Consider the following 21,627-nt stretch of genomic DNA (forward strand, 5'->3'; position numbering starts at 1 on the left):
GCGCCGGGATGACAGGCTGGATCACATGACCTCCCCGTTCTCTCTCATCGTCTCCCAGGGCCGCGTGGCCGATCGCACGGATGGTGCACTCATCGGCGCACGACGCACGGCCGAGGCGCTCGGGACGCTCTTGGACATCACGCCGACAGTCATCGGCTCACCGTCTGCGGCGATCACCGACGACTGGTCTACCGCGCTGCCTGCCGCGGAAGCGACGCTCACGGGGCTGCGCGACGCCGTCCGCCACGCGATCGACGCGGGGAGCATCCCGCTGTTGGCCACCAACACGTGTGCGGCGAGCCTGGGCACACTGCCGACGGTGGCCGAGCGCCACCCCGACGCCGTCGTGCTCTGGATCGATGCGCACGGCGACTTCAACACCCCGGCATCCACCGACTCCGGCTACCTCGGAGGCATGGTCCTCGCGGCCGCGTGCGGTCTGTGGGACAGCGGGCACGGCGCCGGCCTGAACCCCGAGCAGGTGATCGTCGTGGGCGGACGGGACATCGACCCGATCGAGGGCGAGCTGTTGTCGCGAGCAGGGGTCACCGTGGTGCCTCCCACGGAGAGCACCCCGGAGCGCATCACAGAGCTCGTCGCCGGACGTCCGGTCTGGATCCACGTGGACTGGGATGTGCTCGAGCCCGGATACATCCCCGCTGCCTATCGTGTGGGGGCAGGCCTTCTGCCGCACCAGATCGCCGCGATCTTCGCGGCTCTGCCCGTCGCGGCGGTGCGGGGGGTCGAACTGGCCGAGTTCGAAGCCGGTGACGTGGAGGTGCCGGAGCGTGTCAGCATCGAACTCATCCTCGAGACGTTCCAGCACCTGCTGCGCTGACGCGGCCTCATCGACACGGTGCGGATGCTAGCGGCGACGCTCGGGGTCGAGTCCCACGCGGATGCGTGTGCGTTTCCGCTCGATCAGAATGAAGATCACGCCGATGATCCAGAGCGGAACCGGCATCAGGAAGGCCAGCCGGAAGGCGTCGAGTGAATAGGTGTCCGGTGTGCCGGCGCCTTGCAGGTCGAGCGCCAGACCGATCAGGAAGATGGCGATCAGCGCGGCGATGAAGCCACCGGCATTGGTCACACCGGTCGCCGTGCTGAGCCGGTGCGACGGGTTGTGCGTGCGGGCGTGATCGAACGCGATCATCGATGCCGGCCCACCGGTTGCGAGTGCCACCCCGAGGACGTACAGCAGCCAGAGCGGCGCCGGTTCGGGGAGCGCGATCACGACGAGCCACGCCACCATCTGCACGCCGACGGCGGGGAGCACGAGCGCGAGCGAGCGATGGTTGGGCAATCGTCGGGAGAGATCGCCGATCACCGGGCCGAGCGCCATGCCCGCGACGACATAGACCGAGATGATCCCTGCGGCGTGGGCGGTGTCGAGTCCTTGTGCAGCTGTCAGGAAGGGCATTCCCCACAGCAGCACGAACGCCGTGCCGGCGAACGGAGTCGTGAAGTGCGACCAGAAGGCGAGACGCGTGCCGGGATGCGCCCATGCGGCACGGATGCCGACGCCGGTGTCGATCGCCGAGGTGACGACCCGGATGACTCCGGTATCGGTGTTCACGGTGACGTCTGCGCCACGCTCGGGCGGGTGGTTGCGGATGACCACGGCGACCAGGATCGTGAAGAGCACGCCGAGCCCGGCGATGCTGCCGAACGTGATGCTCCAGCTGGTGGCGTGCAGCAGCGCGGCGAGCGGCACCAGAGCGATGAGCTGGCCGGTCTGTCCGAGGATTCCGGTGAACTGCACCATGAGCGGTCCTCCTTGCGCGGGGAACCAGGTCGCCACGAGCCGGAGCACGGCCGGGAAGATGGCGGCGTCGCCCGCACCGAGCAGCACGCGCGCGAACACGGCGATGCCGATGCTCGGCGACAGTGCCATGGTGAGCTGTCCGGCGGCCATCAACAGCATCCCGATGGTCATGATCGGCCGAGATCCGAAGCGGTCCAGGAGCACGCCGATCGGGATCTGCATGCCCCCGTACACGGCGAGCTGCACGACGGCGAACAGGGCCAGCGTGGATGCATCGGCCTGGAAGCGGTCGGCGGCCTCGACTCCGACGGCTCCGAGCGAGGTGCGGTTGGTGATGGCGAGGATGTAGGCGGCGACGCCGACCGACCAGATCACCCATGCGCGCCACCCCGGCGTCGAGACGGGGGAGAGAGGGACGCGCTGCACCCTCCCACGCTACTCCTGGAGATCGCGGCCCCGTGCCACCGGAGAGCGTCGACGCTGGATGGGCCTGCCGAAACGAGAAGAGGTGCTCCGCGACGGGGTCGCGGAGCACCTCTTGGGGTGTGAGGAGAGTCAGCCCGCGCAGAGCGTGCTGAGGGCCGTGGACGACTCCTGCACGTCAGCCATGATCGTCGTCATCTCAGACGCCGCAGCGGTGTCCTGGTCGACGAGGACCTTCGAGAGCACATCGCGGAGGGCGCCGAAGTCGTCGTAGACGTCGCCGACGGCTGCCTTGACCTCGGGGTTTCCGACGGACTCCGCAGCGGCGCCGATCGCGTCGACCGTCTTGCTGAATGCGTCGACGGTGCCCTGCGGGTCGGCGGCAGCGGCGGACACGTCGAGCGAGGACAGTTCCTGGGAAGCGGCCTGCACCTTCGTGCCGGCTTCGGTGCACGCGTCGGCGACGCTCTGGTCGGTGTTCTGCTCGGGCGCAGAGCTCTCGCTCTTGGTCGACGAGTCATCCGTGGCGCTCGGCGAACCGGAGCAGGCGGTGAGTCCGAGGACGGCGACGGCGGCGATGGTCCATGCGGCAATACGACGGTTCATGAAAATTCCCCCTTCATGGGCGCTGCCAGTCGACAGCGCCGGTGTGCAAACGGGAGCCAGTTAACCACATCCGGGTGACGTCACGGGGGATGCCACGCGATGGCAGTGCCGGCCTGGCGGTGCGCGTCCACGCCGGGGGAGTCGACGAACTACCGTGGAGAGGTCGTCGATCCGGCGACCATCAGTGCATTCGAGCCCAGAGGAGGTCGTCGATGTCAGAAGGGGTCTTCATCCGTGAGGCGGACATGACCGGTCCCGACGCAGCGATCGTGGGCGACCTCGTGGGCACGTACCTTCGTCAGACGGAGGAGGAGAAGGCGCAGCGCGGATACGGCACGAGCGCCGCGGACCCGCTGCCTGATCGGTACCGGCGCGAGGTGGAGGAACCTGCGTCCGCCTACCGCGGTCACCGGGTTTATCTCGCCGAGGTCGATGGACGAGCGGCAGGAGTCGTGATCGTGCACGAGGTCGACGGCAAGACGGAGATCAAACGGCTGTGGACTGATCCGGGGGCACGCGGCCGAGGTGTGGGTGGCGCACTGCTAGACGCCGCGATCGCATCGGCGGACAGGCCCGTGCGGCTTTCCGTCTGGGAATGGCGTGCTCCCGCGGTCGGCCTGTACGAGTCGAGAGGTTTCGTCCGCGTCGACTCGTGGGACGAGCGCCCCGGCCTCGTCTGCATGGTGAGGAGCGACGGCGCACTCGGCTGAACCCGAGCGCGGTGCCCGCCGATCAGTGCACCCCGTGCGAGCTTTTCTCCACGACCGGCGCAGGGCGACGCACCACCAGCGACAGCAGTGCGGCGATCGCGCAGAGCGCGGCCCCGCCCCACCAGGCGTAGGTGTAAGTGCCGAAGGTATCGCGGATGACACCGGCACCCAGTGCCGCAGCGGCTGCGCCGATCTGGTGGGCCGCGAACACCCAGCCGAAGACGATCGTGCCCCGATCGCCGAAGATCTCGCGGCACAGCACCGCTGTGGGCGGCACCGTCGCGACCCAGTCCAGACCGTAGATCACGACGAACAGGACCATGCTCGGGTGCACGACGTCGGACAGGAGCCAGGGGAGGAGCACCAACCCCACGCCACGGAAGGCGTAGTAGGTCACCAGCAGGATCCGAGGGTCGAACTTGTCGGTCAGCCATCCGGAGGCGATGGTTCCGGCGATGTCGAAGATGCCGACCACCGCAAGGAGGCCGGCTGCCGTGGTGGTGGCCATCCCGTGGTCGTGCGCGGAGGGGATGAAATGGATGCCGATGAGCCCGTTCGTGGTCGCTCCGCAGATCGCGAAGGCGAACACCAGTGCCCAGAACGACGGCTTTTTCGAGGCGAAGACGAGGCCGTCGAGTGCCCGCTTCGCGGCGTTCCCCGTGGTGCGGGGAGGGGGAGTGTAGGTGAGCGGGTCGGCGCCGAGCGGAAGTACTCCACGGTCCGCCGGGTGATCGCGCAGCACCAACCAGACGACAGGGACGGCGGCGATCGCGACACCGGCGACCAGCAGGGAGGCGATGCGCCAGCCGGAGCTCTCCGCGAGCGCGGCGACGGGAGGCAGGAAGATCAGTTGTCCTGTGGCCGAACCCGCGGTGAGGATTCCCATGACGAGCCCCCGCCGCCGCACGAACCAGCGGTTGGCGATCGTCGCGGCGAAGACGAGCGCCATGGAACCGGTGCCCAGGCCGATCAGCACACCCCAGAAGAGCAGGAGCTGCCACGACGCCGTCATCAGGACGCTTCCCCCCGCCCCGAGGGCGACGAGCGTCAGCGCGGCCGCGACGACCTGACGGATGCCGAAGCGGTCCATCAGCGCTGCGGCGAAGGGTGCGGTGAGACCGTACAGGAGCAGATTGATGCTCACGGCCAGCGACATGATCGTGGTCGACCAGCCGAACTCCTCATGCAGCGGCACCATGAGCGCACCAGGGGCGGCGCGGAACCCCGCGGCGGCGAGGAGCGCCAGGAAAGCGACGCCGGCGACCCACCAGGCGGGGTGGATCCGACGCCGAGAGGCGATCCCGTCGGGGGTGCGCGCAGCATCGGCGGGATCGCGGGGAGTCGTCATCGTCGGGGCCTCATCGTCAGCGGTATCTAACTTTCGTGAAGAAAGCTACACTAGTTTCGATACCCACCGCCACCGAAGGGGAGTGCGATGCCGTTGCGGTCTGATTGGTCTGCCGAGTTCTGTCCGGTCCGTCGCTCGCTCGACGTGCTGGGAGATCCGTGGGTGCTGTTGATCATCCGCGATGTGCTGCACGGCCATGGCAGATTCGACGCATTGCGCGACAACCTGCAGATCTCCGAGCCCGTGCTCAGCCGTCGACTCGCCGCGATGGTCGAGGCTGGGCTGCTCATGCGTGTCGACTATCTGGACGGCGCTCGGACGCGGCAGGGCTATGCGGCCACCGAAGCCGCCGCCGACCTCCTGCCGATCCTCCAGCAGCTCGCGGTCTGGGGAGAGCGACATACTCCGATGCCCGAGGGGGGAGCGCATATGGCGATGGTCCACGAGACCTGCGGGCAGGAGACCACCGACGGCGGGGTCTGCAGCTCCTGCGGAGAGCGACTCACGCCCGAGCAGATGACCTGGGTGAAGCCGTGGAAGAACATCCGCGACCGGCTCCAGCCGGCCGGCACGCTTCGCTGATCAACCGCCGGGGCAGTCGCAGTCGCTCCCGCTGTAGCACTGACAGGGGAGCGGCCGGTAGTCCGAACTGTCGACGCTCCTTCGCAGGTCGAGCTCATTCAGGCCGACGTCGATCGATGCGCTGTCGCCCTGGAGGTCGTCGCCGAGCGCCTGGCCCACGTCGCCGCAGTCAGCAGGCAGAGTGTCGATCCGTGACCCATCGGGAGACACCAGCAGATCGAAGCACACACGGCCCTCGTCGCTCATCGTGAAGAATCCGCCGCCCCGCGAGACATCGGTCTTCGTCGTCAGCGTGAGAGCCGTTCCTTCGTCGGTCTTCGCCAGGTCGATGAGCGTCCATACACCGAAAGGGACCTCGAGCGTCGGGTCTGACAGTGCCGCCCGCGCGTCGGCGATGCCCCCTACCTCGGATATCACGGCCTCAGGATCTGCGGCGAGTTCTTCTCGGAACTGCCAGGTGGCATCCTGAGCGCCTTCGACCATGTCTGCGAGCTCGGATCTCAGTTGCCGTTCCATCTGCGACTCCGGGCTGATCCAGGCACATCCGTAGATCACACCGGCGGTGACCAGCACGATAGCGGCGACACCGGCGAGTCGAGCCATCGTTGCCTTCTTCACGAGGACAGCGTGGCATAGCACGCATTCCGATACCGGAATATCGGATGCGTCGTCCTTCTCAGCGTTCCCGAGCGTCGCGGCTGTGAGGGGAGCGGAGCGCATCGTCGAGCACGCGATCGATCCAGTCGTGTCGCGGTAGTGCGCTGATCTGCTCGCGCGTGAACCACCCGAGTTCGCGGATCTCATCCCGGTCGGGAGTGGCGGCGCCGACGAGGGCACACTCATATGCCGTGGTGACGTACCCCACGCGGTCGCCGTTGGGGTAGGTCGCCATCAGCGAGTCACCCCCGTACGCACCGACGATCCTCACGATGCGGATCTGTCCGCCCGACTCCTCGTGAACCTCCCGAACCACAGCCTCCGCTGGGTCTTCTCCGGGCTCGACGCCGCCGCCGATGAGGCTCCACAGACCCGAGTGCGCATGGCGAGCGAGCAAGAAGTGCTCACCCTCGCGGATCACCGCTGTCACACCGGGAAGAAGGAGGAGATCGTGACCGATCCGCTCCCGAATGCCCGCGACATAGTCAGATATCGGCATGGGGTCAATCCTGCCGTCGGCCGCGTTCGGCGTCACGTGCAGCGCTTTCCGTGTCGGAGCTGTCGATCGAGGGGAGTGGTGCACCTGCGCCGGCATCGTCGAACCAGTGGTGCCACCGTTCGTCGGGTGCCGCAGCGGGCGCGGTGCGCATCCCGAGCACGATCGCCAGGACACCCAGAAAGGCGACTCCTACCGCCGGCCCGCAGAGGCTGAAGATGGCGCCGAAGCTCGCCACCGCGGTGCCGAGCGGTGCCGCGGAGAAGAACGCCAGTCCGATCGCGTACGTCACCGGCGTCCAGACCATGACCCACAGGGGCGCCCAGCGCCATGGAGAGGGGATGACCCTCGCGCGGGCGATCTCGACGACAGAGATGACGGCCAGCACGAGCAGGATTCCGAAGTACGCGGTCGCGACCAGCACCCACGCGTCTTCGGCCGCGTTCGGATCGCCCGTGTTGTCTGGAAGGAGCGTGAACCAGTACGACTGCGTCATCGGAGCGATCGCCAGAAGGATCGTCGCGAGGGTACCCACGACACGCCGCGCGGTGATGCTCCCCCCGCGGCCTATGCCGATCACGAGGAGAACGACCGCCGCAGTGAAGAGCCAATCCTTGCCGGGGGAGAGGCCCGCCAGCGGTCCGCGTGCGGCAAGTCCGACCGCCACCGACAGGAGCAGCAGCACCCCGCCGGCCACCCAGGTGAGTCGCTGCGCCCGCAGTGTTCTCAGATCCATACTCGCGTCGTCACCCACACGATCACGATAGCCGGACGCGCTCTGAGGACAGCACCCGTGTTCATCGCGCCCGCCACCCGCGCCGCGTGTTGAATGGACGGATGCAGGAACCCCAGACGCCCGACTCTGCCGAAAGGCTCTCGGCTCCCACCCGTCGGGGCTTCCTCATCGCTGCGGGCGCGGGCGTGACCGCGACCGCTGCGGGCATCTGGCTCGCTGCAGGCCCACTGGCGTCAGACGGTGCGGCGACCGCCATGGATCCGAACAATCCGAGAGCGCTACCCGAGTACGCGCCTGTCTACCAGCGCGCGGTGAAAGGACTCGAAGCGCCCCTGGGGTTCGAGGACTGTGCGCATCCCACGGCACGTGCGGGCCGCGACACGGCGGGAAGCGATCGTCACGCCGTGACGCCCGTCATCGACCGGTTCATCATCCACCACACCGGCACGACGAAGGACCAGTTGGAGTTCCTCTCTCGGTGCAACAAGCGGTCCTCCGCACCGACCTTCTATCTGCGGCACGACGGTTCCGTCATCGAGCTGATACGGCCGGGCGCGAAACCTTCTTCCTCCGGCGCGGACTGGAACTGGCGTTCCTTGGCAGTCGAGACACTGGACCAGACGGGAGCGCCGGAATACACCGTGACGGCGGCGCAACTGGAGGAACTCGCGCAGATGGTCGCGTGGCTCGCGACGTACGACGGCAAGAGTCTGGACGGCGTTCCGGTGTCGTTCACGATCGACAGGGAGCACGTCATCAGCCACCGAGAGACCTGGTCAGGCACGGAGTGCCCCGGCCCGTATCTACAGGCTCGCCTCGACGACATCGTGTCGCGCGCACAGCAGATCTTCACCGCGAAGCCCTCCACGTAGCCCACCCGCGTGCGCACGGCGTCATATGATCACGGTGTGATCCCGCGCCCACTTCAACCGGACCTCAAGACCGCCGAAGCGCGGTATGACGCTGTGCTGGACGAGCTGCACGCGTACGCGCGATTCGTCGATGAGCACGGCGACGAGAAGGGAACCGAGTACGAGTCGATGTCGTCCCGGATCCAACAGATGACGGGAAAAGACACCAGCCCGTTCAACCTCGCGGAATGGTGGGAAGCCGAAGGCGCCGAGGTGCTGGCCTTCCGGCTCTCGCTCCCAGATCCCCCGGCCGTCACACTCAGAAGCGACGATGTCCGCGCCATCGTGCGCTGGCTCAAGACGACCCGGCTGCCGCGTTCAGGTTCGTTCGCCGAAGAGTTCGAGCTCTATCTCGACGACTACTACTACGAACTTCTCCGCAAGAACTGCAGCCGCTATGACCATCGGGTGGTGTTCGGCTCCCGGCGGAGCCCGGACGGCACGCGAACGGAGATGTCGGTCGAGGAAGCGGTCGAATGGTTGCTGCCATCCCGCCATCCGTGAACGTTCAGGGAAGGTGTATGGATAGCGGGGAAGCGTTGCCTGCTTCTTCGTGATTGTGAGAACTGCGGTCAGTTCGATTCAAACTGACATAATGTGCATTATCGGCTACGATTCGAGCGGGGTGAGGGGAACCCAGCGCGTTCAGCGGTCAGCTGCGCCGGGGTCCGTCTCTCACGCGTTCACATCCTCGGCGAACCGCTCATGCACCGACGTACGCCGCGAGATGCTCACCTGTCAGCGTCGACTTGTCGGCCACCAGTTCAGCCGGCGTGCCTTCGAAGACGACACGTCCGCCGTCGTGTCCTGCGCCCGGACCGATGTCGATGATCCAGTCGGCATGAGCCATCACAGCCTGATGGTGCTCGATCACGATGACCGTCTTGCCGGATTCCACGAGACGATCGAGCAGCCCGAGGATCTTGTCGACATCGGCGAGGTGAAGGCCGGTGGTCGGCTCGTCCAGCACATAGATGTCGCCCTTCTCGCCCATCTGGATCGCCAGCTTCACACGCTGACGCTCGCCGCCCGACAACGTGGACAACGGCTGGCCGAGTGACAGGTAACCCAGCCCGACGTCATCCAGCCGGCCGAGGATCGCTGTCGCGGCAGGGATCTTCGCCTCGCCTTCGGAGAAGAACACGCGAGCCTCCGACACCGGAAGGTCGAGGACTTCTGTGATGTCCTTGCCCGCCAGCTTGTACTCCAGCACGCTCGCCTGGAAACGCTTACCCCCGCAGTCCTCGCACGGCGTCTCGATCGAGTCCATGAATCCGAGTTCAGTGATGATCACGCCCGCGCCCTTGCAGGTCGGACACGCGCCCTCGGAGTTGGCGCTGAAGAGCGCCGGCTTCACGCCGTTCACCTTCGCGAAGGCCTTGCGGATCGGCTCCAGGAGGCCCGTGTAGGTCGCCGGATTGCTGCGGCGAGAGCCCTTGATGGCTCCCTGGTCGATCGCGACGACGCCCTCTCGGCGCGTCACCGATCCGTGGATGAGCGAGCTCTTCCCCGATCCGGCGACGCCGGTGATCACCGTGAGAACACCGGTGGGAATGTCGACGTCGACGTCCTGGAGGTTGTTCTCGGTCGCGCCGCGCACCTCGATCGCTCCAGCGCCGCTGCGTACGGATTCCTTGAGCGTGGCGCGATCCTCGAGGTGCTCCCCGGTGAGCGTGCCGCTGGCCTTGAGGCCGTCGACCGAGCCTTCGAAGCAGATCTCGCCGCCCGCACTTCCGGCGCCGGGTCCGAGGTCGACCACATGGTCTGCGATCACGATCGTCTCGGGCTTGTGCTCCACGACGAGCACGGTGTTGCCCTTGTCCCGCAGCTTCACCAGCAAGCCGTTCATGCGCTGGATGTCGTGCGGATGAAGGCCGATCGTCGGCTCATCGAACACGTAGGTGATGTCCGTGAGCGAGGAGCCGAGATGACGCAGCATCTTGATCCGCTGCGCCTCTCCCCCGGACAGCGTCCCTGACGGACGTTCCAGGCTGAGGTACCCGAGCCCGAGGCTCACGAACGCGTCGAGGTTGGCGCTCAGCGCTTCCAGCAGCGGGCCCGCGCCCGGCAGATCGAGCCCGCGGACCCAGGTGGCGAGATCCGTCACCTGCATGCGGCAGGCGTCGGCGATGCTGACGCCGTCGATCTTCGAGGAGCGCGCCCCCTCGGTGAGCCGAGTCCCATCGCATTCCGGGCACACCGCGAATGTCGCGACGCGCTCGACGAAGGCACGGATGTGCGGCTGCAGCGCGTCGAGATCCTTCGAGAGCATCGACTTCGTGATCTTCGGGATCAACCCCTCGTACGTCATGTTGATACCGGAGATCTTGACCTTGGTCACCTCGCCGTAGAGGAAGAGGTGGCGCTGCTTCTCGCTGAACTCCGAGATCGGCTTGTCACCCGGGTAGAACCCCGCCTGCGAGAACCCCTTCACCATCCACCCGTCGGCGGTGTAGCCGGGCACCATGATCGCGCCATCGTCGAGCGACTTCGACTCGTCGACGATCTGGGTGAGGTCGAGGTCAGACACCGCTCCCCTGCCCTCGCAGCGCGGGCACATGCCGCCGAGATAGATCGCGTCCTTGACGATCTTCTTCTCGCCGCCCGGTCCCGTCATGACACCGCTTGCGCGCTGCGTGGGAATGTTGAAGGAGAACGCCGTCGGTCCCCCGATATAGGGGGTGCCGAGCTTGCTGAACAGGATGCGCAGCATCGCGTTCGCGTCGGTGACGGTTCCGACGGTGGAACGCGGGTTGGCGCCGAGCCGCTCCTGATTGACGATGATCGCGGTGGTCAGGCCCTCCAGTACGTCGACATCCGGACGTGGCACCGACGGCATGAACCCCTGCACGAAGGCGCTGTAGGTCTCGTCGATCATGCGGCGGGATTCCGCCGCGATGGTGTCAAAGACGAGCGAGCTCTTCCCCGAGCCGGAGACGCCGGTGAACACCGTCAGACGGCGCTTCGGTATGTCGACGCTGATCTCTTTGAGGTTGTTCTCGCGTGCGCCTTGAACTCGGATCAGGTCGTGGCTGTCTGCGGCATGTGACGGAGAGGACATCGCCATCCTTCGGGGTGAGGGCTGAGGTTCAGCCGGCCTGGTTGATGCGGAGCAGGTTGCCCGCCGGGTCGCGGAACGCGCAGTCGCGCACACCGTACGGCTGATCCATCGGCTCTTGGACGACATCGGCCCCTTGAGCCACGAGCTGCTCGAAGAGCTGGTCGAGGTCGTCGCTCGCGAGGGTCAGCGCGCCATAGCTGCCCTTGGCGATGAGCTCGAGGATCGTGCGGCGCTCGTCTTCGGTGATCCCGGGGTCCGTTGCCGGCGGGTGCAGCACGATCGAGGTCTCCGGCTGTCCGGCCGGCCCCACCGTCAACCAGCGGAGACCGTCGTAGCCCACGTCGTTGCGCACCTCGAATCCGAGGGCGTCTCTGTAGAACCCGAGTGCCGCATCGGCGTCGGTGTGCGGGAGGAAGGCGTAGTGGATGTTGATCTTCATGGTGCTCACGTTAGATGCGCGTCGGTGCGCGGTGCTTCTTGATTCCTGATCGGCCTCGTGACGTGCTTCGCCTGGAACACGGGGATCCCCTCCACATTCGCGGCTCGTTCACGGTACACGCTGGGTGGGACACCGACCAGTTCCGTGAATCGGGTGCTGAAGGTGCCCAGCGACGAGCATCCGACTTCGAAACAGACCTCCGTCACGCTCAGATCGCCTCGTCGCAGGAGCGCCATCGCCCGCTCGATGCGCCTGGTCATCAGGTAGGAGTACGGAGATTCTCCATAGGCGTCGCGAAATCGGCGACTCAGATGCCCGGCCGACATGTGCACGCCCTTCGCGAGAGCCTCCACATCGAGAGGGTGCGCGTACTCCCTGTCGATGCGATCCCGCACTCTCCTCATCACTGCGAGCTCGCGCAGGTGAGCGTCTTCGTCCGGAGTCACGAGATGATCCTGCCATGACGGCGCGTCTCGCTCCATGACCTTCGGCGACGCGCTGCGCCACTCCTCCCCCATAGCCCTCGGCCCGAGCGCTACTCTGAGGGCATCCCTCACAGGATCTTCTCAGAAAGGGGTCCCCATGTCCCAAGCAGTCAATGAAGCGAAGTCGCTGTTCAAGTCGATCCGCATCACGCTCGCGGTCTCCGGTGTCATCGCACTGATCGCCGGAATCGTCCTCCTCGTATGGCCGGTCAAGTCCGCAGTCATCGTGACCGCGATCTTCGCGTCGTACCTCGTCGTCGCCGGTGTCGTCTACATCGGTCTCGGCATCTTCTCGAAGGTCAAGGGCGGTTGGGCGCGCGTCGGACACATCGTGCTCGGTCTGCTCTACATCGTCGCCGGTGTGATCGCCTTCGCGAACCTCGGCGTCGCCGCAGCCACGCTGGCCCTCGTCGTCGTGATCTTCATCGGCATCAGCTGGATCGTCGATGGAGTCGTCGCGCTGACGCTCCTCGGACAGGACGGTTCCCGCGTCTGGACGCTGCTGTACGCGCTCCTGAGCATCATCGCCGGAATCATCGTGCTGTTCTCGCCCCTGATCGCCGGTCTGGCCTTCTGGCTGTTCCTGGGCATCTCGCTCATCGCGCTCGGCATCGTGCAGATCGTCCGCGCGATCACGATCGGCAAGGAAGCGAAGGGCTACGTCGCCTCCGTCCAGGAGGGCGTCGCCGGCTGACGCTCCCCGTGCAATGAATCGGCCTCGTCCTGCAGCTGCAGGACGAGGCCGATTCGTGTGTGGGGGCGGCTACTCGGCAGCGAAGGCGCTGACGTCTCCGACGAGGCGTGTGTTGTCGGCAGGCACGGGATCAACGGCGGCCATGGCGACCTCTGCGGCGAACTCCGACACGTTGTAGAGCTTGCCGGCGGATTCGCGACGCTCGGCGATCGCGCCGGGGTTGGCACGCTCGAGAAGGGTCGCGGTGATCGTGCCTTCGATCATGTCGCCGGACACGACGGTGAAGCCGATGCCCTTCTCCGCCAGAGCCGGGATCAGCTCGCGGAGCGCGTCCTCCCCGGCACGCTTGGACAGTGCGACCGGCTCGTACTCCGGCATGGTCGGGGTGGTGCGGATGAAGTGCGCCTGGTGGCTGGTGACGAACACGACGCGTGCACCATCCGCGAGCAGGGGCGTCGCGGCGTTGAGGACGTTGAGCTGCGCGTCGCGGTTCAGCGTGAGGGCGTAGTCCTCCGCCATGCCGGACTCCATGCCGCCGGAGGCGTTCAGGACGAGCACGTCGAGCCGTCCGTACTCCGCACGGATCGCCTCGAACATCTGAGCCACGGAGGCGGGATCCGTCAGGTCTGCGCCGACCACCAGCGCGCGACGGCCGAGCTCGCGAAGCTCGTTGGCGAGCTTCTCCGCACGCGGTGCCTTGTTGCGGAAGTTGATGACCACATCTGCGCCGGCCTCGGCGAGATAGCGCACCGTGTCGGCACCGATCCCCCGCGACGAACCGGTGACAAGCGCGACCTTGCCGTCGAGAGAACCTGCGGGAAGAACGTCGGTCACGGTGACTCCTCTTGATGCGTGAAACGCCGCGATCACACGGCCTTCCCAGACTACCAAGACCCGCGTTCGTGCCCCCGGTCGAGGCGCACCACCGTGATAGGTTGACCGCAAAGGAGGCCGCATGGACAACTTCGCGACATTCGTACAGTTCATCGACCAATGGGCATGGATCGGGTGGTTGATCCTGATCGCCGTCTTCCTCGTGATCGAGATGCTGACGCTGGATTTCACCTTCCTGATGCTGAGCTTCGGAAGTGCTCTCGGCCTGGTGACCGACCTGGTGGGCATTCCTGTCTGGGCACAGGTGATCATCGCCGCCGCTGCGGCCGCCATCTTCATCCTGTTCCTGCGTCCGCCGCTGCTCAAGCGGCTCCGACGCGGCGAGGATCCGACGAAATCCAATGTCGACGCGCTGATCGACCTGCGCGGCATCGCCCTCCACGACATCACCCAGATCTCCGGCCAGGTGAAGCTGAGCAACGGCGACACCTGGACCGCCCGCACCGCCACCGCCGTGCCGATCCCGCAGGGATCGCCGATCGCCATCACCGCGATCAACGGCGCGACCGCCATCGTCCGACCCGTCAACGACTAGGAGAACTCCGTGAACGACTCTTCGTTCATCCCCACCGCCATCGGCTGGATCCTCGCGATCGCGGTGCTCATCTTCGTGGTGGTCACCCTGGCGCGTGCCATCCGCATCATCCCGCAGGCCACCGCCGGTGTGGTGGAGCGCCTCGGCCGCTATCACAAGACCCTCATGCCAGGACTGAACATCCTGGTGCCGTTCATCGACCGCCTCCGGCCGCTGATCGACATGCGCGAGCAGGTCGTGTCCTTCCCGCCGCAGCCCGTGATCACCGAGGACAACCTCGTCGTCTCGATCGACACCGTCGTCTACTTCCAGGTGACCGACGCGCGCGCCGCCACCTACGAGATCGCCAACTATCTGGGCGCCGTCGAGCAGCTCACCACCACCACCCTCCGCAACGTCGTGGGTGGCCTGAACCTCGAAGAAGCGCTGACGAGCCGCGACAACATCAACGGTCAGCTCCGCGTCGTGCTCGATGAGGCGACCGGCAAGTGGGGAATCCGCGTCGGTCGTGTCGAGCTGAAGGCGATCGACCCGCCCATCTCCATCCAGGACTCCATGGAGAAGCAGATGCGCGCCGAGCGTGACCGTCGTGCGGCCATCCTGACCGCCGAAGGAACGAAGCAGTCCGCCATCCTCGAAGCCGAGGGTTCGCGACAGGCCGAGATCCTGCGGGCCGAGGGTGACAAGCAGGCGGCTGTGCTGCGTGCACAGGGTGAGGCGGAGGCGATCCAGAACGTCTTCAGCGCGATCCACCAGGGTGCCCCTGACGACAAGCTCCTCGCGTACCAGTACCTGCAGATGCTCCCGAAGATCAGCGAGGGGCAGTCGAACAAGCTCTGGATCATCCCGAGCGAGCTCACCGAGGCCCTGAAGGGAATCGGGAGCGCATTCACCCCGAAGCCCGGACAGGGTCCGACGAACACCCCTCCCGGCGTGTGACCCACCCGTACTTCGAGAAGGCACGGTACCCCCGAGTCCTCGCTCACCGCGGCCTTGTGACCGCGGCGGGCGGGGACTCCGGCGTGTGGGAGAACTCCGCCGCCGCCTTCGCCGCCGCGCACGCCGCCGGAACGGACTTCATCGAGACCGACTGCCAGGTCAGCGCTGACGGTGACGTGGTGCTGTTCCACGACGCGACGTTGGAACGGCTCACCGGTGATCCTCGCGCGGTGCGGGAGGTGCGCACACGGGAGCTCGAGCACCTGTTCGCCGAGCACGGTGGTCTGCTGACGGTCGCCGAGGCGTTGCACCTGTTCCCCGAGGCGCGCTTCAACATCGACGTGAAGACCGACGCCGCCGTCGAACCGCTCGGTTCGGTGCTCGTCGACCACACTCATCGCGTCCTGGTCACCAGCTTCTCCGATGCCCGACGCCGGGCGACCGTGTCGTCGGTGCTGCGCGCAGGCGCCTCGCTGCGTCCTGCGACTTCAGCCGGCAGCCGGACGATCGCCGCGGTACGGGCACTCTCCGCAGCGCACCTCTCCCCCGCGCGGGTACTGCGCGACGTCGATGCGCTGCAGATCCCGGAGAGACACGGCGCGCTGCGCGTCCTGACGTCGTCGTTCCTGCGGTCCGCGCACCGACACGGCGTCGAGGTGCATGTCTGGACGGTCAACGATGAGGCGACCATGCAGCGTCTGGTCGCGGCCGGTGTCGACGGCATCGTCTCCGACCGCTCCGACATCGCGATCAACACGCTCTCACGTCAGGACCCGCCACGCCGCTCATAACCCGCCGCGCTGGGATTCCGCTGTGAATCCCGCCGGGATTCCGCCGACGTGGATGAAGCGCACAGGCTGGAGCGTTATACCTGACAGCGACGAGAGGACCACAAAATGGCAGATCGCAGCCTGCGCGGCATCCGACTCGGCGCCCAGAGCCTACAGAGCGAAGAGGGCGTCGTTTTCATGGAGCGCCGCGAGACCACTTACACCTGTGACACATGCGGTCACGTGACCAACCTGATGTTCTCGGCAGACGCGGAGCCGCCCCAGACCTGGGAATGCCGGTCGTGCGGAGCCGATGCCCGTCTGAACATCGATGGCCAGGCCGTGACCCTCGAGGTCACGGATGAGAAGGCCGCACGTACGCACTGGGACATGCTCCTGGAGCGTCGTACCCGTGCCGAGCTCGAAGAGCTCCTGGAAGAGCGCCTCGCGTTCATCCGCGCCCGCCGCGGTGCCGGCGAGGACCCGACCAGGGAGAAGATCGGCGCCTAACGCGTCCGGGCGCGCCACCATCCGATGAGGAGAGCGCCCAGCCCGCCCCAGAGCAGCAGCAGCTGAAGCCAGGGGCCCAGCACGACACCAGCTGTGAGGCCGGAGCGGAGCTCGACATCCTCGAGCATCGCCCCGGCCTCTCCTGCATCCAGGCTCGTGACGGTGGTGCCGTCCGGACGGATGATCTGGCTCGTGCCGACCGTCGAGATGTTGACGACGCTGCGCCCGGTCTCGATCGCCCGCATGCGCGCGAAGGCGAGTTGCTGCAGGTTCTCGTCGGTGCCACGGAAATCGGCGTTGTTCGTCTGGAACACGAGCACCTGGGCGCCCGCGTTCATGCTCTCCGTGATCACGTCGTCGTAGATCACGTCGAAGCAGATCGCCAGACCGACCCCGACTCCGTCGACGTCGATGACCGGCGGATTCTCACCCGGCGTGTACTCGCGCTGGATGAGACCGATCAGATCGGGCGCGAGCGCGTTGAAGAACGGCCGGTCCGGCACGTACTCGCCGAAGGGCACAGGGTGGCGCTTGTCATGCAGCTGCGTGGCTCCCCCGGCATCCGTCCACAACATCGAGGTGTTGTAGTAGCGGCCGCCGCGTCCCGTGGCTGCGTTCGCGAGCAGGGGGGCGCCCATCCGCGTGGCGATCAGCGTCATCCGTCTGGCCAGGGTCTCGTTCTGGAACGGATCGGTGTCGAGTGATCCTTCCGGCCACACCAGCAGATCGACATCCTCCCCGTACAACGGAGCGGTCGCGTCGGTCTGGGCATCGATCACCGAGAACGCCGGCCGCTCGTCGAAGTACCCGGTGGGCCCGTTGCCCTGTACCGCCGCGATCCGCATCGACCCTGCGCCCGCTGTGGGGAACACGGGAGTGAGCATGAGGACGACGACGAGAGCAGCGGGGACGACGAGCGGAAGCGGACGCCTCCACAGTCGCAGACGGACGGCCTCTACGAGGATCGCCACCAACAACACCATCAGGAACCCGAGGCCGCTGACGCCGAGCCAGGATGTCGCGGGCGCCAACGGGCTCTCGGCCTGACTCATCCCGATCCGTGCCCAGGGGAAGCCTCCGTAGGGCCAGGAGCCGACGAACAGCTCCCTCCCGACCCAGAGGGCCGCCACCACGCTCGGCAGCAGGAGAAGGCGTCCTGCGGTTCCGGGGAACGCACGAGGCAGCCAGCGATAGGCCAAGGCGATCGGCACGAGGGCGAAGGCCGTGAGGGCTCCTTCCAGAACGCTCAGCGCCGCCCAGGGCACCGGGCCGAGATAGCGCGACGTCCACGACACCAGAAGCGCGAAGAAGAGGATGCCGTACACGAGTCCGACCAGCAGCGCTCCGCCGAAACGTCGGCCGATGAGGGAGACCAGCAGCAAGGCGGTCGCGGGGAAGGCGAGGATCCACACCGCCGCCCCCGGGTACGCGAGGTACATCAGCAGGCCGGCGAACGCAGCGGCGATCACGGCTGCCCACAGCGGCAGGAGGGGGCGCTGGCGCGCGCGGGACTCAGACATCCCCCCTATTCTCACATCGAGGAATAGGCGACGATGCCACGGCGGACACCGTCGAGCGCCGTCCGCGCCGTGCGGGCGAGGGCGCCATCCTCCGCCACGATCGACAACTGATCCAGCAGATCGATCGTCTGCTTCGCCCACCGCACGAAATCGCCCGCCGACATATCGGCATCGACCAGCACCTGGTCGAGCATCCCTCCGCGCGCCCAGGCGTGCATGGGACCTGCCAGACCTGCCGCCAGCGGCTCGGTGCCCGGCAGATGGTGGTCCTTCTCCAGGTCGTCCAGCTGGGCCCACAAGGTGGTCGTCTTCTCGTAGGCCGCCCGGAAGGAGCCGCGGGGCAGGCCCCGCTCCCCCGAGTTCGCCTCGTCACGACGCGGCTCGTAGACCAGGCAGCACGCCATCGCCGCGAGCGAGGGCGCGTCGAGGCCCTTCCACAGGTTCTGTCGCAGAGACTCCGCCACGAGAAGGTCGCGGTCACCGTAGATCCGGCGCATCGTGCGGCCGTCTTCCGTGAGGACCGTCTCGCCATCCTTCTCACCGAGGTAGTCGAGGGTCTCGAGCACCTCCACGACACGGTCGAAGACGCGCGCGACCGTACCGGTGCGGGTCTCGATCTGTCGGCGGATGCGGTCGGTCTGCCGTTTGAGCTTCCAATAGCGCTCGGCCCACCGCGCGTGCGACTCGCGATCCGGGCAACGGTGGCACGGATGGCGCTGCATGCTCGTGCGCAGCGACTGGATCCGCTTCATGCGCTTCTCCCGCGACGCCCGCGGCCCCTGCGCATCCTGACGGTTCTTCTTCTCGAGATCGCTGAGTTCTCGTCGGATCGCCGCGTACTCGGGGTAGTCGCCGTGCTCGCACGCCATCGACTTCTCGTAGCCGGCCAGCGAACCTTCCGCCTCGCGCACCTGCTTCGCCAGACCCACGACGGAACGGTCCGCCTGGAACTGTGCGAAGGACGATTCGAGAATCTGTCGAGCGCGCGGCTTGCCGAACAGGTCGATCAGGTTGACGGCCATGTTGTACGTCGGGCGGAAGCTCGAGTTCAGCGGATAGGTCCGTCGGGAGGCGAGGGCGGCGACCGCCTGCGGATCCATGCCCTCGGTCCACTGCACGACCGCATGGCCTTCGACGTCGATCCCCCGGCGCCCCGCGCGGCCCGTCAGTTGGGTGTACTCGCCCGAGGTGATCGCGACGCGCGCCTCGCCGTTGAACTTCTCCATCTTCTCGAGCACGACGGTCCGTGCCGGCATGTTGATTCCGAGCGCGAGCGTCTCGGTCGCGAAGACCGCCTTGACGAGCTTGCGTCGGAACAGCTCCTCGACGACCTCCTTGAACGCGGGAAGCAGACCCGCGTGGTGTGCGGCGACACCGCGCTCGAGGTTGTCGAGCCAATCCCAGTAGCCGAGGACGCCGAGATCCTCTTCCTGCAGCGTGCGCGTGCGCTCCTCCACGAGTGCGCGGATCTCCGCGCGCTCTTCCGTGGTGGTGAGCCGGATGCCGGAGCGGCGCACCTGCTGCACAGCGGCGTCGCACCCGACGCGGCTGAAGATGAAGAAGATCGCCGGCAGCAGGTTGGCGCGCTCGAGGAGGCGCACGACGTCCGGACGATCCATGCGCTCGATCCGTCGCACGTTCGCCGAACGAACGGGCCGCCGGCCGCCGCGCTCCGGTCGCTTCGCCTGCCGTCCGGCGTGACGATCGCTGATATACGACTGCGCCCGTCGGTTGTTCTCGTAGTGCGAGCCCGTGAACGACCTGATGCGCATCAGCTCCTGGTTCACCTGGGCGGTTGCGATGCCTGCGCGGTCATCGAAGAGCGGGAGCAGGTCGTCCCGCACGAGCACGTGCTGTTCGAGAGGAACCGGGCGGATCTCGGAGACGATCACCTCTGTGTCGCCGCGCACCGTGTCGAGCCAGTCTCCGAACTCCTCGGCGTTCGACACCGTGGCACTCAGCGAGACCAGCCGCACGTGTTGCGGCAGGTGGATGATGACCTCTTCCCACACCGCGCCGCGGAAACGATCGGCGAGGTAGTGCACTTCGTCCATCACGACGTAGCGGAGGTCGCGGAGCGCGGCGGAGTCGGCGTAGATCATGTTGCGCAACACCTCGGTGGTCATCACCACGATGCGTGCGTTGCCGTTGATATTGGTGTCGCCCGTGAGCAACCCGACGTTCTCAGCGCCGTACACCTCGACGAGCTCGCGGAACTTCTGGTTCGACAGCGCCTTCATGGGCGTCGTGTAGAACGCCTTCTGATTCGGTGTCTGCATCGCGAGGTGGATCGCGAACTCGCCCACGATCGTCTTGCCCGCCCCCGTGGGCGCAGCGACCAGGACGCTGTGTCCGCGTTCCAGTGCATGGCAACCCGCCACCTGGAAGGGGTCGAGCTCGAACTTCTGACGCGCCGCGAACGCCACCGTCTCAGGATTGTCCGCCGCTGCGCGCGCTGCGGCGTACCGCTCCGAGGGTGAGCTCATACGGGATCCGGCAGAAGCCCGCTGGCGGCATCCCGCTTGCGTTTGCGCCGGTCGAAGATGAGCGAGAGCCCGGCCGCCGCGAAGAAGAGCACGATCAGGATCCCGGCGAGCATCAGCATGCTGACGACATCCGCTGCGGGCGTCGCGAGTGCCGCGAACACCGTCGCGATGACGATGGCGACGCGCCATCCCTTGAGGATCGCCCGTCCGGACATGATGCCGGCCAGGTTGAGCGCGACGAGGAACACGGGCAGGACGAAGGAGATGCCGATCACGATCATCAGCTTGAAGATGAAGTCGTAGTACTCCTGCGCCTGGTAGAAGTTCGTCCCGCCGTCAGGCGTGAAGCTCCACATCAGTTCGATGACGTGCGGCATGATCATGATGCCGAGGTAGCACCCGGCGAAGAACAGCGGCACAGCGGCGGCGACGAAACCGATCGTGTACCGGATCTCCTTGCGGGTGAGCCCCGGCATGATGAAGGCCCAGACCTGCCAGAGCCACACGGGCGCCGAGAGGAAGAGACCGATCGAGAACGCGATGCGCATCCGCATGTCGAACGCGGAGGTGATCGTGCCGAAGTTCAGGGCGCTGAACTGATCACCGCGCTTGTCGGCGATGATGCGGATCGGTTCCGTGATCAGGTGGATGACCGGATCGGCGATGATGAACGCGACGACCATCCCGACCAGCAGCGCCAATGCAGCGAACATCAGTCGCTTGCGAAGTTCGACGAGATGCGCACCCAGCGACATCCGCCGATCCCGACCCGCCTTCGTCTCCCGGGTCGGCTCGATGGCTACCACGGGCGGTCAGGCGCGGGGCGGGGTCTCAGGGGTGGTTCCCGAGTCCTTCACCGTGGTCGGCTCGACGACGACGCTCTCCGCGCGGTCAGCGTCCTCGTCCTTCATGGCCTTCATCTCACCTTTGAAGACGCGAGCCGACTGGCCCATGCTCTTCGCGAGCGCCGGGAGCTTCGCTGCCCCGAACAGGAGAAGGATGACAGCGAGCACGATCAGCAGGTGCCAGCCTTGCATTCCAGCGAACATGTGAATAATCC

At 66.7% G+C, this 21,627-nt stretch carries 24 protein-coding genes; 10 read left to right on the forward strand and 14 right to left on the reverse strand.

Translation table 11 applies throughout. From position 1 onward, the window contains the following. The first annotated feature begins 25 nt into the window (after positions 1–25). Complete coding sequence (locus tag FB560_RS08840; RefSeq protein WP_141872016.1) at positions 26–838, forward strand: arginase family protein; 813 nt, start codon at positions 26–28, stop codon at positions 836–838. A gap of 27 nt (positions 839–865) precedes the next feature. Here FB560_RS08840 and FB560_RS08845 read toward each other — a convergent pair whose 3' ends face one another. After that, on the reverse strand, positions 866–2,191 hold the full coding sequence (locus FB560_RS08845; RefSeq protein ID WP_141872017.1) for an MFS transporter: 1,326 nt from the start codon (positions 2,189–2,191) through the stop codon (positions 866–868). A gap of 129 nt (positions 2,192–2,320) precedes the next feature. After that, positions 2,321–2,794 (reverse strand): hypothetical protein, encoded by a 474-nt coding sequence (locus FB560_RS08850; protein WP_141872018.1) that lies wholly within the window; start codon positions 2,792–2,794, stop codon positions 2,321–2,323. A gap of 212 nt (positions 2,795–3,006) precedes the next feature. Here FB560_RS08850 and FB560_RS08855 point away from each other — a divergent pair, with 212 nt between their 5' ends. Beyond that, positions 3,007–3,504 carry a GNAT family N-acetyltransferase gene (locus FB560_RS08855; RefSeq protein ID WP_141872019.1) on the forward strand — a complete coding sequence of 166 codons (498 nt, stop codon included), beginning with the start codon at positions 3,007–3,009 and terminating at the stop codon, positions 3,502–3,504. A gap of 22 nt (positions 3,505–3,526) precedes the next feature. Here FB560_RS08855 and FB560_RS08860 read toward each other — a convergent pair whose 3' ends face one another. Beyond that, positions 3,527–4,852 (reverse strand): MFS transporter, encoded by a 1,326-nt coding sequence (locus tag FB560_RS08860; RefSeq protein WP_141872020.1) that lies wholly within the window; start codon positions 4,850–4,852, stop codon positions 3,527–3,529. Between the two features lie 87 nt (positions 4,853–4,939). Between FB560_RS08860 and FB560_RS08865 the strand changes: the two genes are divergently transcribed. Next, on the forward strand, positions 4,940–5,434 hold the full coding sequence (locus tag FB560_RS08865; RefSeq protein WP_141872021.1) for a winged helix-turn-helix transcriptional regulator: 495 nt from the start codon (positions 4,940–4,942) through the stop codon (positions 5,432–5,434). Here the strand turns inward: FB560_RS08865 and FB560_RS08870 are convergent, their stop codons facing one another. From FB560_RS08870 to FB560_RS08880, 3 genes are all read right to left on the reverse strand, one after another. Continuing rightward, entirely contained in the window at positions 5,435–6,037 is a 603-nt protein-coding gene (locus tag FB560_RS08870; RefSeq protein WP_141872022.1) for a hypothetical protein, read from the reverse strand. Positions 6,038–6,110: 73 nt separating this feature from the next. Further along, positions 6,111–6,626, reverse strand: coding sequence for an NUDIX domain-containing protein (locus FB560_RS08875; protein WP_233444084.1), 516 nt, complete (start codon positions 6,624–6,626; stop codon positions 6,111–6,113). Continuing rightward, on the reverse strand, positions 6,595–7,323 hold the full coding sequence (locus FB560_RS08880; RefSeq protein WP_141872023.1) for a hypothetical protein: 729 nt from the start codon (positions 7,321–7,323) through the stop codon (positions 6,595–6,597). Before FB560_RS08880 ends, FB560_RS08875 begins: the two co-directional genes overlap by 32 nt. A gap of 101 nt (positions 7,324–7,424) precedes the next feature. On the opposite strand from FB560_RS08880, the gene FB560_RS08885 reads away from it, so the two are divergent. Beyond that, positions 7,425–8,195 (forward strand): peptidoglycan recognition protein family protein, encoded by a 771-nt coding sequence (locus tag FB560_RS08885; protein WP_141872024.1) that lies wholly within the window; start codon positions 7,425–7,427, stop codon positions 8,193–8,195. 36 nt (positions 8,196–8,231) lie between these two features. Further along, on the forward strand, positions 8,232–8,738 hold the full coding sequence (locus FB560_RS08890) for a hypothetical protein (RefSeq protein WP_141872025.1): 507 nt from the start codon (positions 8,232–8,234) through the stop codon (positions 8,736–8,738). A gap of 199 nt (positions 8,739–8,937) precedes the next feature. Here FB560_RS08890 and FB560_RS08895 read toward each other — a convergent pair whose 3' ends face one another. From FB560_RS08895 to FB560_RS08905, 3 genes are read right to left on the reverse strand one after another with little or no spacing between them, the layout of a single operon-like run. Then, a complete protein-coding gene (locus FB560_RS08895; RefSeq protein ID WP_141872026.1) occupies positions 8,938–11,295 on the reverse strand; it encodes an ATP-binding cassette domain-containing protein in 2,358 nt (785 codons plus the stop codon). A gap of 28 nt (positions 11,296–11,323) precedes the next feature. Further along, complete coding sequence (locus FB560_RS08900) at positions 11,324–11,743, reverse strand: VOC family protein (protein ID WP_211349958.1); 420 nt, start codon at positions 11,741–11,743, stop codon at positions 11,324–11,326. After that, complete coding sequence (locus FB560_RS08905) at positions 11,740–12,138, reverse strand: helix-turn-helix transcriptional regulator (RefSeq protein ID WP_407662566.1); 399 nt, start codon at positions 12,136–12,138, stop codon at positions 11,740–11,742. Before FB560_RS08905 ends, FB560_RS08900 begins: the two co-directional genes overlap by 4 nt. 178 nt (positions 12,139–12,316) lie before the next feature. On the opposite strand from FB560_RS08905, the gene FB560_RS08910 reads away from it, so the two are divergent. Then, positions 12,317–12,913, forward strand: coding sequence for an HdeD family acid-resistance protein (locus FB560_RS08910; protein ID WP_141872029.1), 597 nt, complete (start codon positions 12,317–12,319; stop codon positions 12,911–12,913). 69 nt (positions 12,914–12,982) lie between these two features. Here FB560_RS08910 and FB560_RS08915 read toward each other — a convergent pair whose 3' ends face one another. Then, complete coding sequence (locus tag FB560_RS08915) at positions 12,983–13,747, reverse strand: SDR family oxidoreductase (protein WP_141872030.1); 765 nt, start codon at positions 13,745–13,747, stop codon at positions 12,983–12,985. Positions 13,748–13,868: 121 nt separating this feature from the next. Here FB560_RS08915 and FB560_RS08920 point away from each other — a divergent pair, with 121 nt between their 5' ends. The 4 genes from FB560_RS08920 to FB560_RS08935 all read left to right on the forward strand — a co-directional run bounded on the left by FB560_RS08920 (position 13,869) and on the right by FB560_RS08935 (position 16,561). Then, positions 13,869–14,342: an NfeD family protein gene (locus FB560_RS08920; RefSeq protein ID WP_141872031.1), complete on the forward strand. Its 474-nt coding sequence runs from the start codon at positions 13,869–13,871 to the stop codon at positions 14,340–14,342. A 9-nt stretch (positions 14,343–14,351) separates the two neighbouring features. Continuing rightward, complete coding sequence (locus FB560_RS08925) at positions 14,352–15,281, forward strand: SPFH domain-containing protein (protein ID WP_141872032.1); 930 nt, start codon at positions 14,352–14,354, stop codon at positions 15,279–15,281. Further along, on the forward strand, positions 15,278–16,072 hold the full coding sequence (locus FB560_RS08930; RefSeq protein WP_141872033.1) for a glycerophosphodiester phosphodiesterase family protein: 795 nt from the start codon (positions 15,278–15,280) through the stop codon (positions 16,070–16,072). The genes FB560_RS08925 and FB560_RS08930 overlap by 4 nt, the downstream gene beginning before the upstream one ends. A gap of 105 nt (positions 16,073–16,177) precedes the next feature. After that, complete coding sequence (locus FB560_RS08935) at positions 16,178–16,561, forward strand: RNA polymerase-binding protein RbpA (protein ID WP_141872034.1); 384 nt, start codon at positions 16,178–16,180, stop codon at positions 16,559–16,561. Here the strand turns inward: FB560_RS08935 and lnt are convergent. Genes lnt through tatA form a run of 4 tightly spaced genes read right to left on the reverse strand, consistent with a single transcriptional unit; the run spans position 16,558 to position 21,616 of the window. After that, positions 16,558–18,081 (reverse strand): apolipoprotein N-acyltransferase, encoded by a 1,524-nt coding sequence (gene lnt, locus FB560_RS08940; protein ID WP_141872035.1) that lies wholly within the window; start codon positions 18,079–18,081, stop codon positions 16,558–16,560. The two genes, FB560_RS08935 and lnt, sit on opposite strands and share 4 nt — an antisense overlap. A gap of 11 nt (positions 18,082–18,092) precedes the next feature. Beyond that, positions 18,093–20,567 (reverse strand): DEAD/DEAH box helicase, encoded by a 2,475-nt coding sequence (locus tag FB560_RS08945; RefSeq protein WP_141872036.1) that lies wholly within the window; start codon positions 20,565–20,567, stop codon positions 18,093–18,095. After that, the gene (gene tatC, locus FB560_RS08950; RefSeq protein ID WP_141872037.1) at positions 20,564–21,322 is read right to left on the reverse strand and encodes a twin-arginine translocase subunit TatC; all 759 of its coding nucleotides are present in this window, start codon (positions 21,320–21,322) and stop codon (positions 20,564–20,566) included. Before tatC ends, FB560_RS08945 begins: the two co-directional genes overlap by 4 nt. 57 nt (positions 21,323–21,379) lie before the next feature. After that, positions 21,380–21,616 (reverse strand): twin-arginine translocase TatA/TatE family subunit, encoded by a 237-nt coding sequence (gene tatA / locus FB560_RS08955; RefSeq protein WP_141872038.1) that lies wholly within the window; start codon positions 21,614–21,616, stop codon positions 21,380–21,382. Positions 21,617–21,627 lie beyond the last annotated feature (11 nt).

Origin of the sequence: Microbacterium saperdae, assembly GCF_006716345.1 — a bacterium.
Taxonomy (GTDB): Bacteria; Actinomycetota; Actinomycetes; order Actinomycetales; family Microbacteriaceae; genus Microbacterium; species Microbacterium saperdae.

Excerpts from the sequence above, each read along its gene's own strand:
- FB560_RS08905 (WP_407662566.1), bottom strand. The coding sequence starts at position 12,138 with ATGAGGAGAGTGCGGGATCGCATCGACAGGGAGTACGCGCACCCTCTC.
- lnt (WP_141872035.1), bottom strand. The coding sequence starts at position 18,081 with ATGTCTGAGTCCCGCGCGCGCCAGCGCCCCCTCCTGCCGCTGTGGGCA.
- tatA (WP_141872038.1), bottom strand. The coding sequence starts at position 21,616 with ATGTTCGCTGGAATGCAAGGCTGGCACCTGCTGATCGTGCTCGCTGTC.
- FB560_RS08855 (WP_141872019.1), top strand. The coding sequence starts at position 3,007 with ATGTCAGAAGGGGTCTTCATCCGTGAGGCGGACATGACCGGTCCCGAC.
- FB560_RS08850 (WP_141872018.1), bottom strand. The coding sequence starts at position 2,794 with ATGAACCGTCGTATTGCCGCATGGACCATCGCCGCCGTCGCCGTCCTC.
- FB560_RS08885 (WP_141872024.1), top strand. The coding sequence starts at position 7,425 with ATGCAGGAACCCCAGACGCCCGACTCTGCCGAAAGGCTCTCGGCTCCC.
- FB560_RS08895 (WP_141872026.1), bottom strand. The coding sequence starts at position 11,295 with ATGTCCTCTCCGTCACATGCCGCAGACAGCCACGACCTGATCCGAGTT.
- FB560_RS08920 (WP_141872031.1), top strand. The coding sequence starts at position 13,869 with ATGGACAACTTCGCGACATTCGTACAGTTCATCGACCAATGGGCATGG.
- FB560_RS08945 (WP_141872036.1), bottom strand. The coding sequence starts at position 20,567 with ATGAGCTCACCCTCGGAGCGGTACGCCGCAGCGCGCGCAGCGGCGGAC.
- FB560_RS08870 (WP_141872022.1), bottom strand. The coding sequence starts at position 6,037 with ATGGCTCGACTCGCCGGTGTCGCCGCTATCGTGCTGGTCACCGCCGGT.
- FB560_RS08860 (WP_141872020.1), bottom strand. The coding sequence starts at position 4,852 with ATGACGACTCCCCGCGATCCCGCCGATGCTGCGCGCACCCCCGACGGG.
- FB560_RS08880 (WP_141872023.1), bottom strand. The coding sequence starts at position 7,323 with ATGGATCTGAGAACACTGCGGGCGCAGCGACTCACCTGGGTGGCCGGC.
- FB560_RS08910 (WP_141872029.1), top strand. The coding sequence starts at position 12,317 with ATGTCCCAAGCAGTCAATGAAGCGAAGTCGCTGTTCAAGTCGATCCGC.
- FB560_RS08935 (WP_141872034.1), top strand. The coding sequence starts at position 16,178 with ATGGCAGATCGCAGCCTGCGCGGCATCCGACTCGGCGCCCAGAGCCTA.
- FB560_RS08840 (WP_141872016.1), top strand. The coding sequence starts at position 26 with ATGACCTCCCCGTTCTCTCTCATCGTCTCCCAGGGCCGCGTGGCCGAT.
- FB560_RS08865 (WP_141872021.1), top strand. The coding sequence starts at position 4,940 with ATGCCGTTGCGGTCTGATTGGTCTGCCGAGTTCTGTCCGGTCCGTCGC.
- tatC (WP_141872037.1), bottom strand. The coding sequence starts at position 21,322 with ATGTCGCTGGGTGCGCATCTCGTCGAACTTCGCAAGCGACTGATGTTC.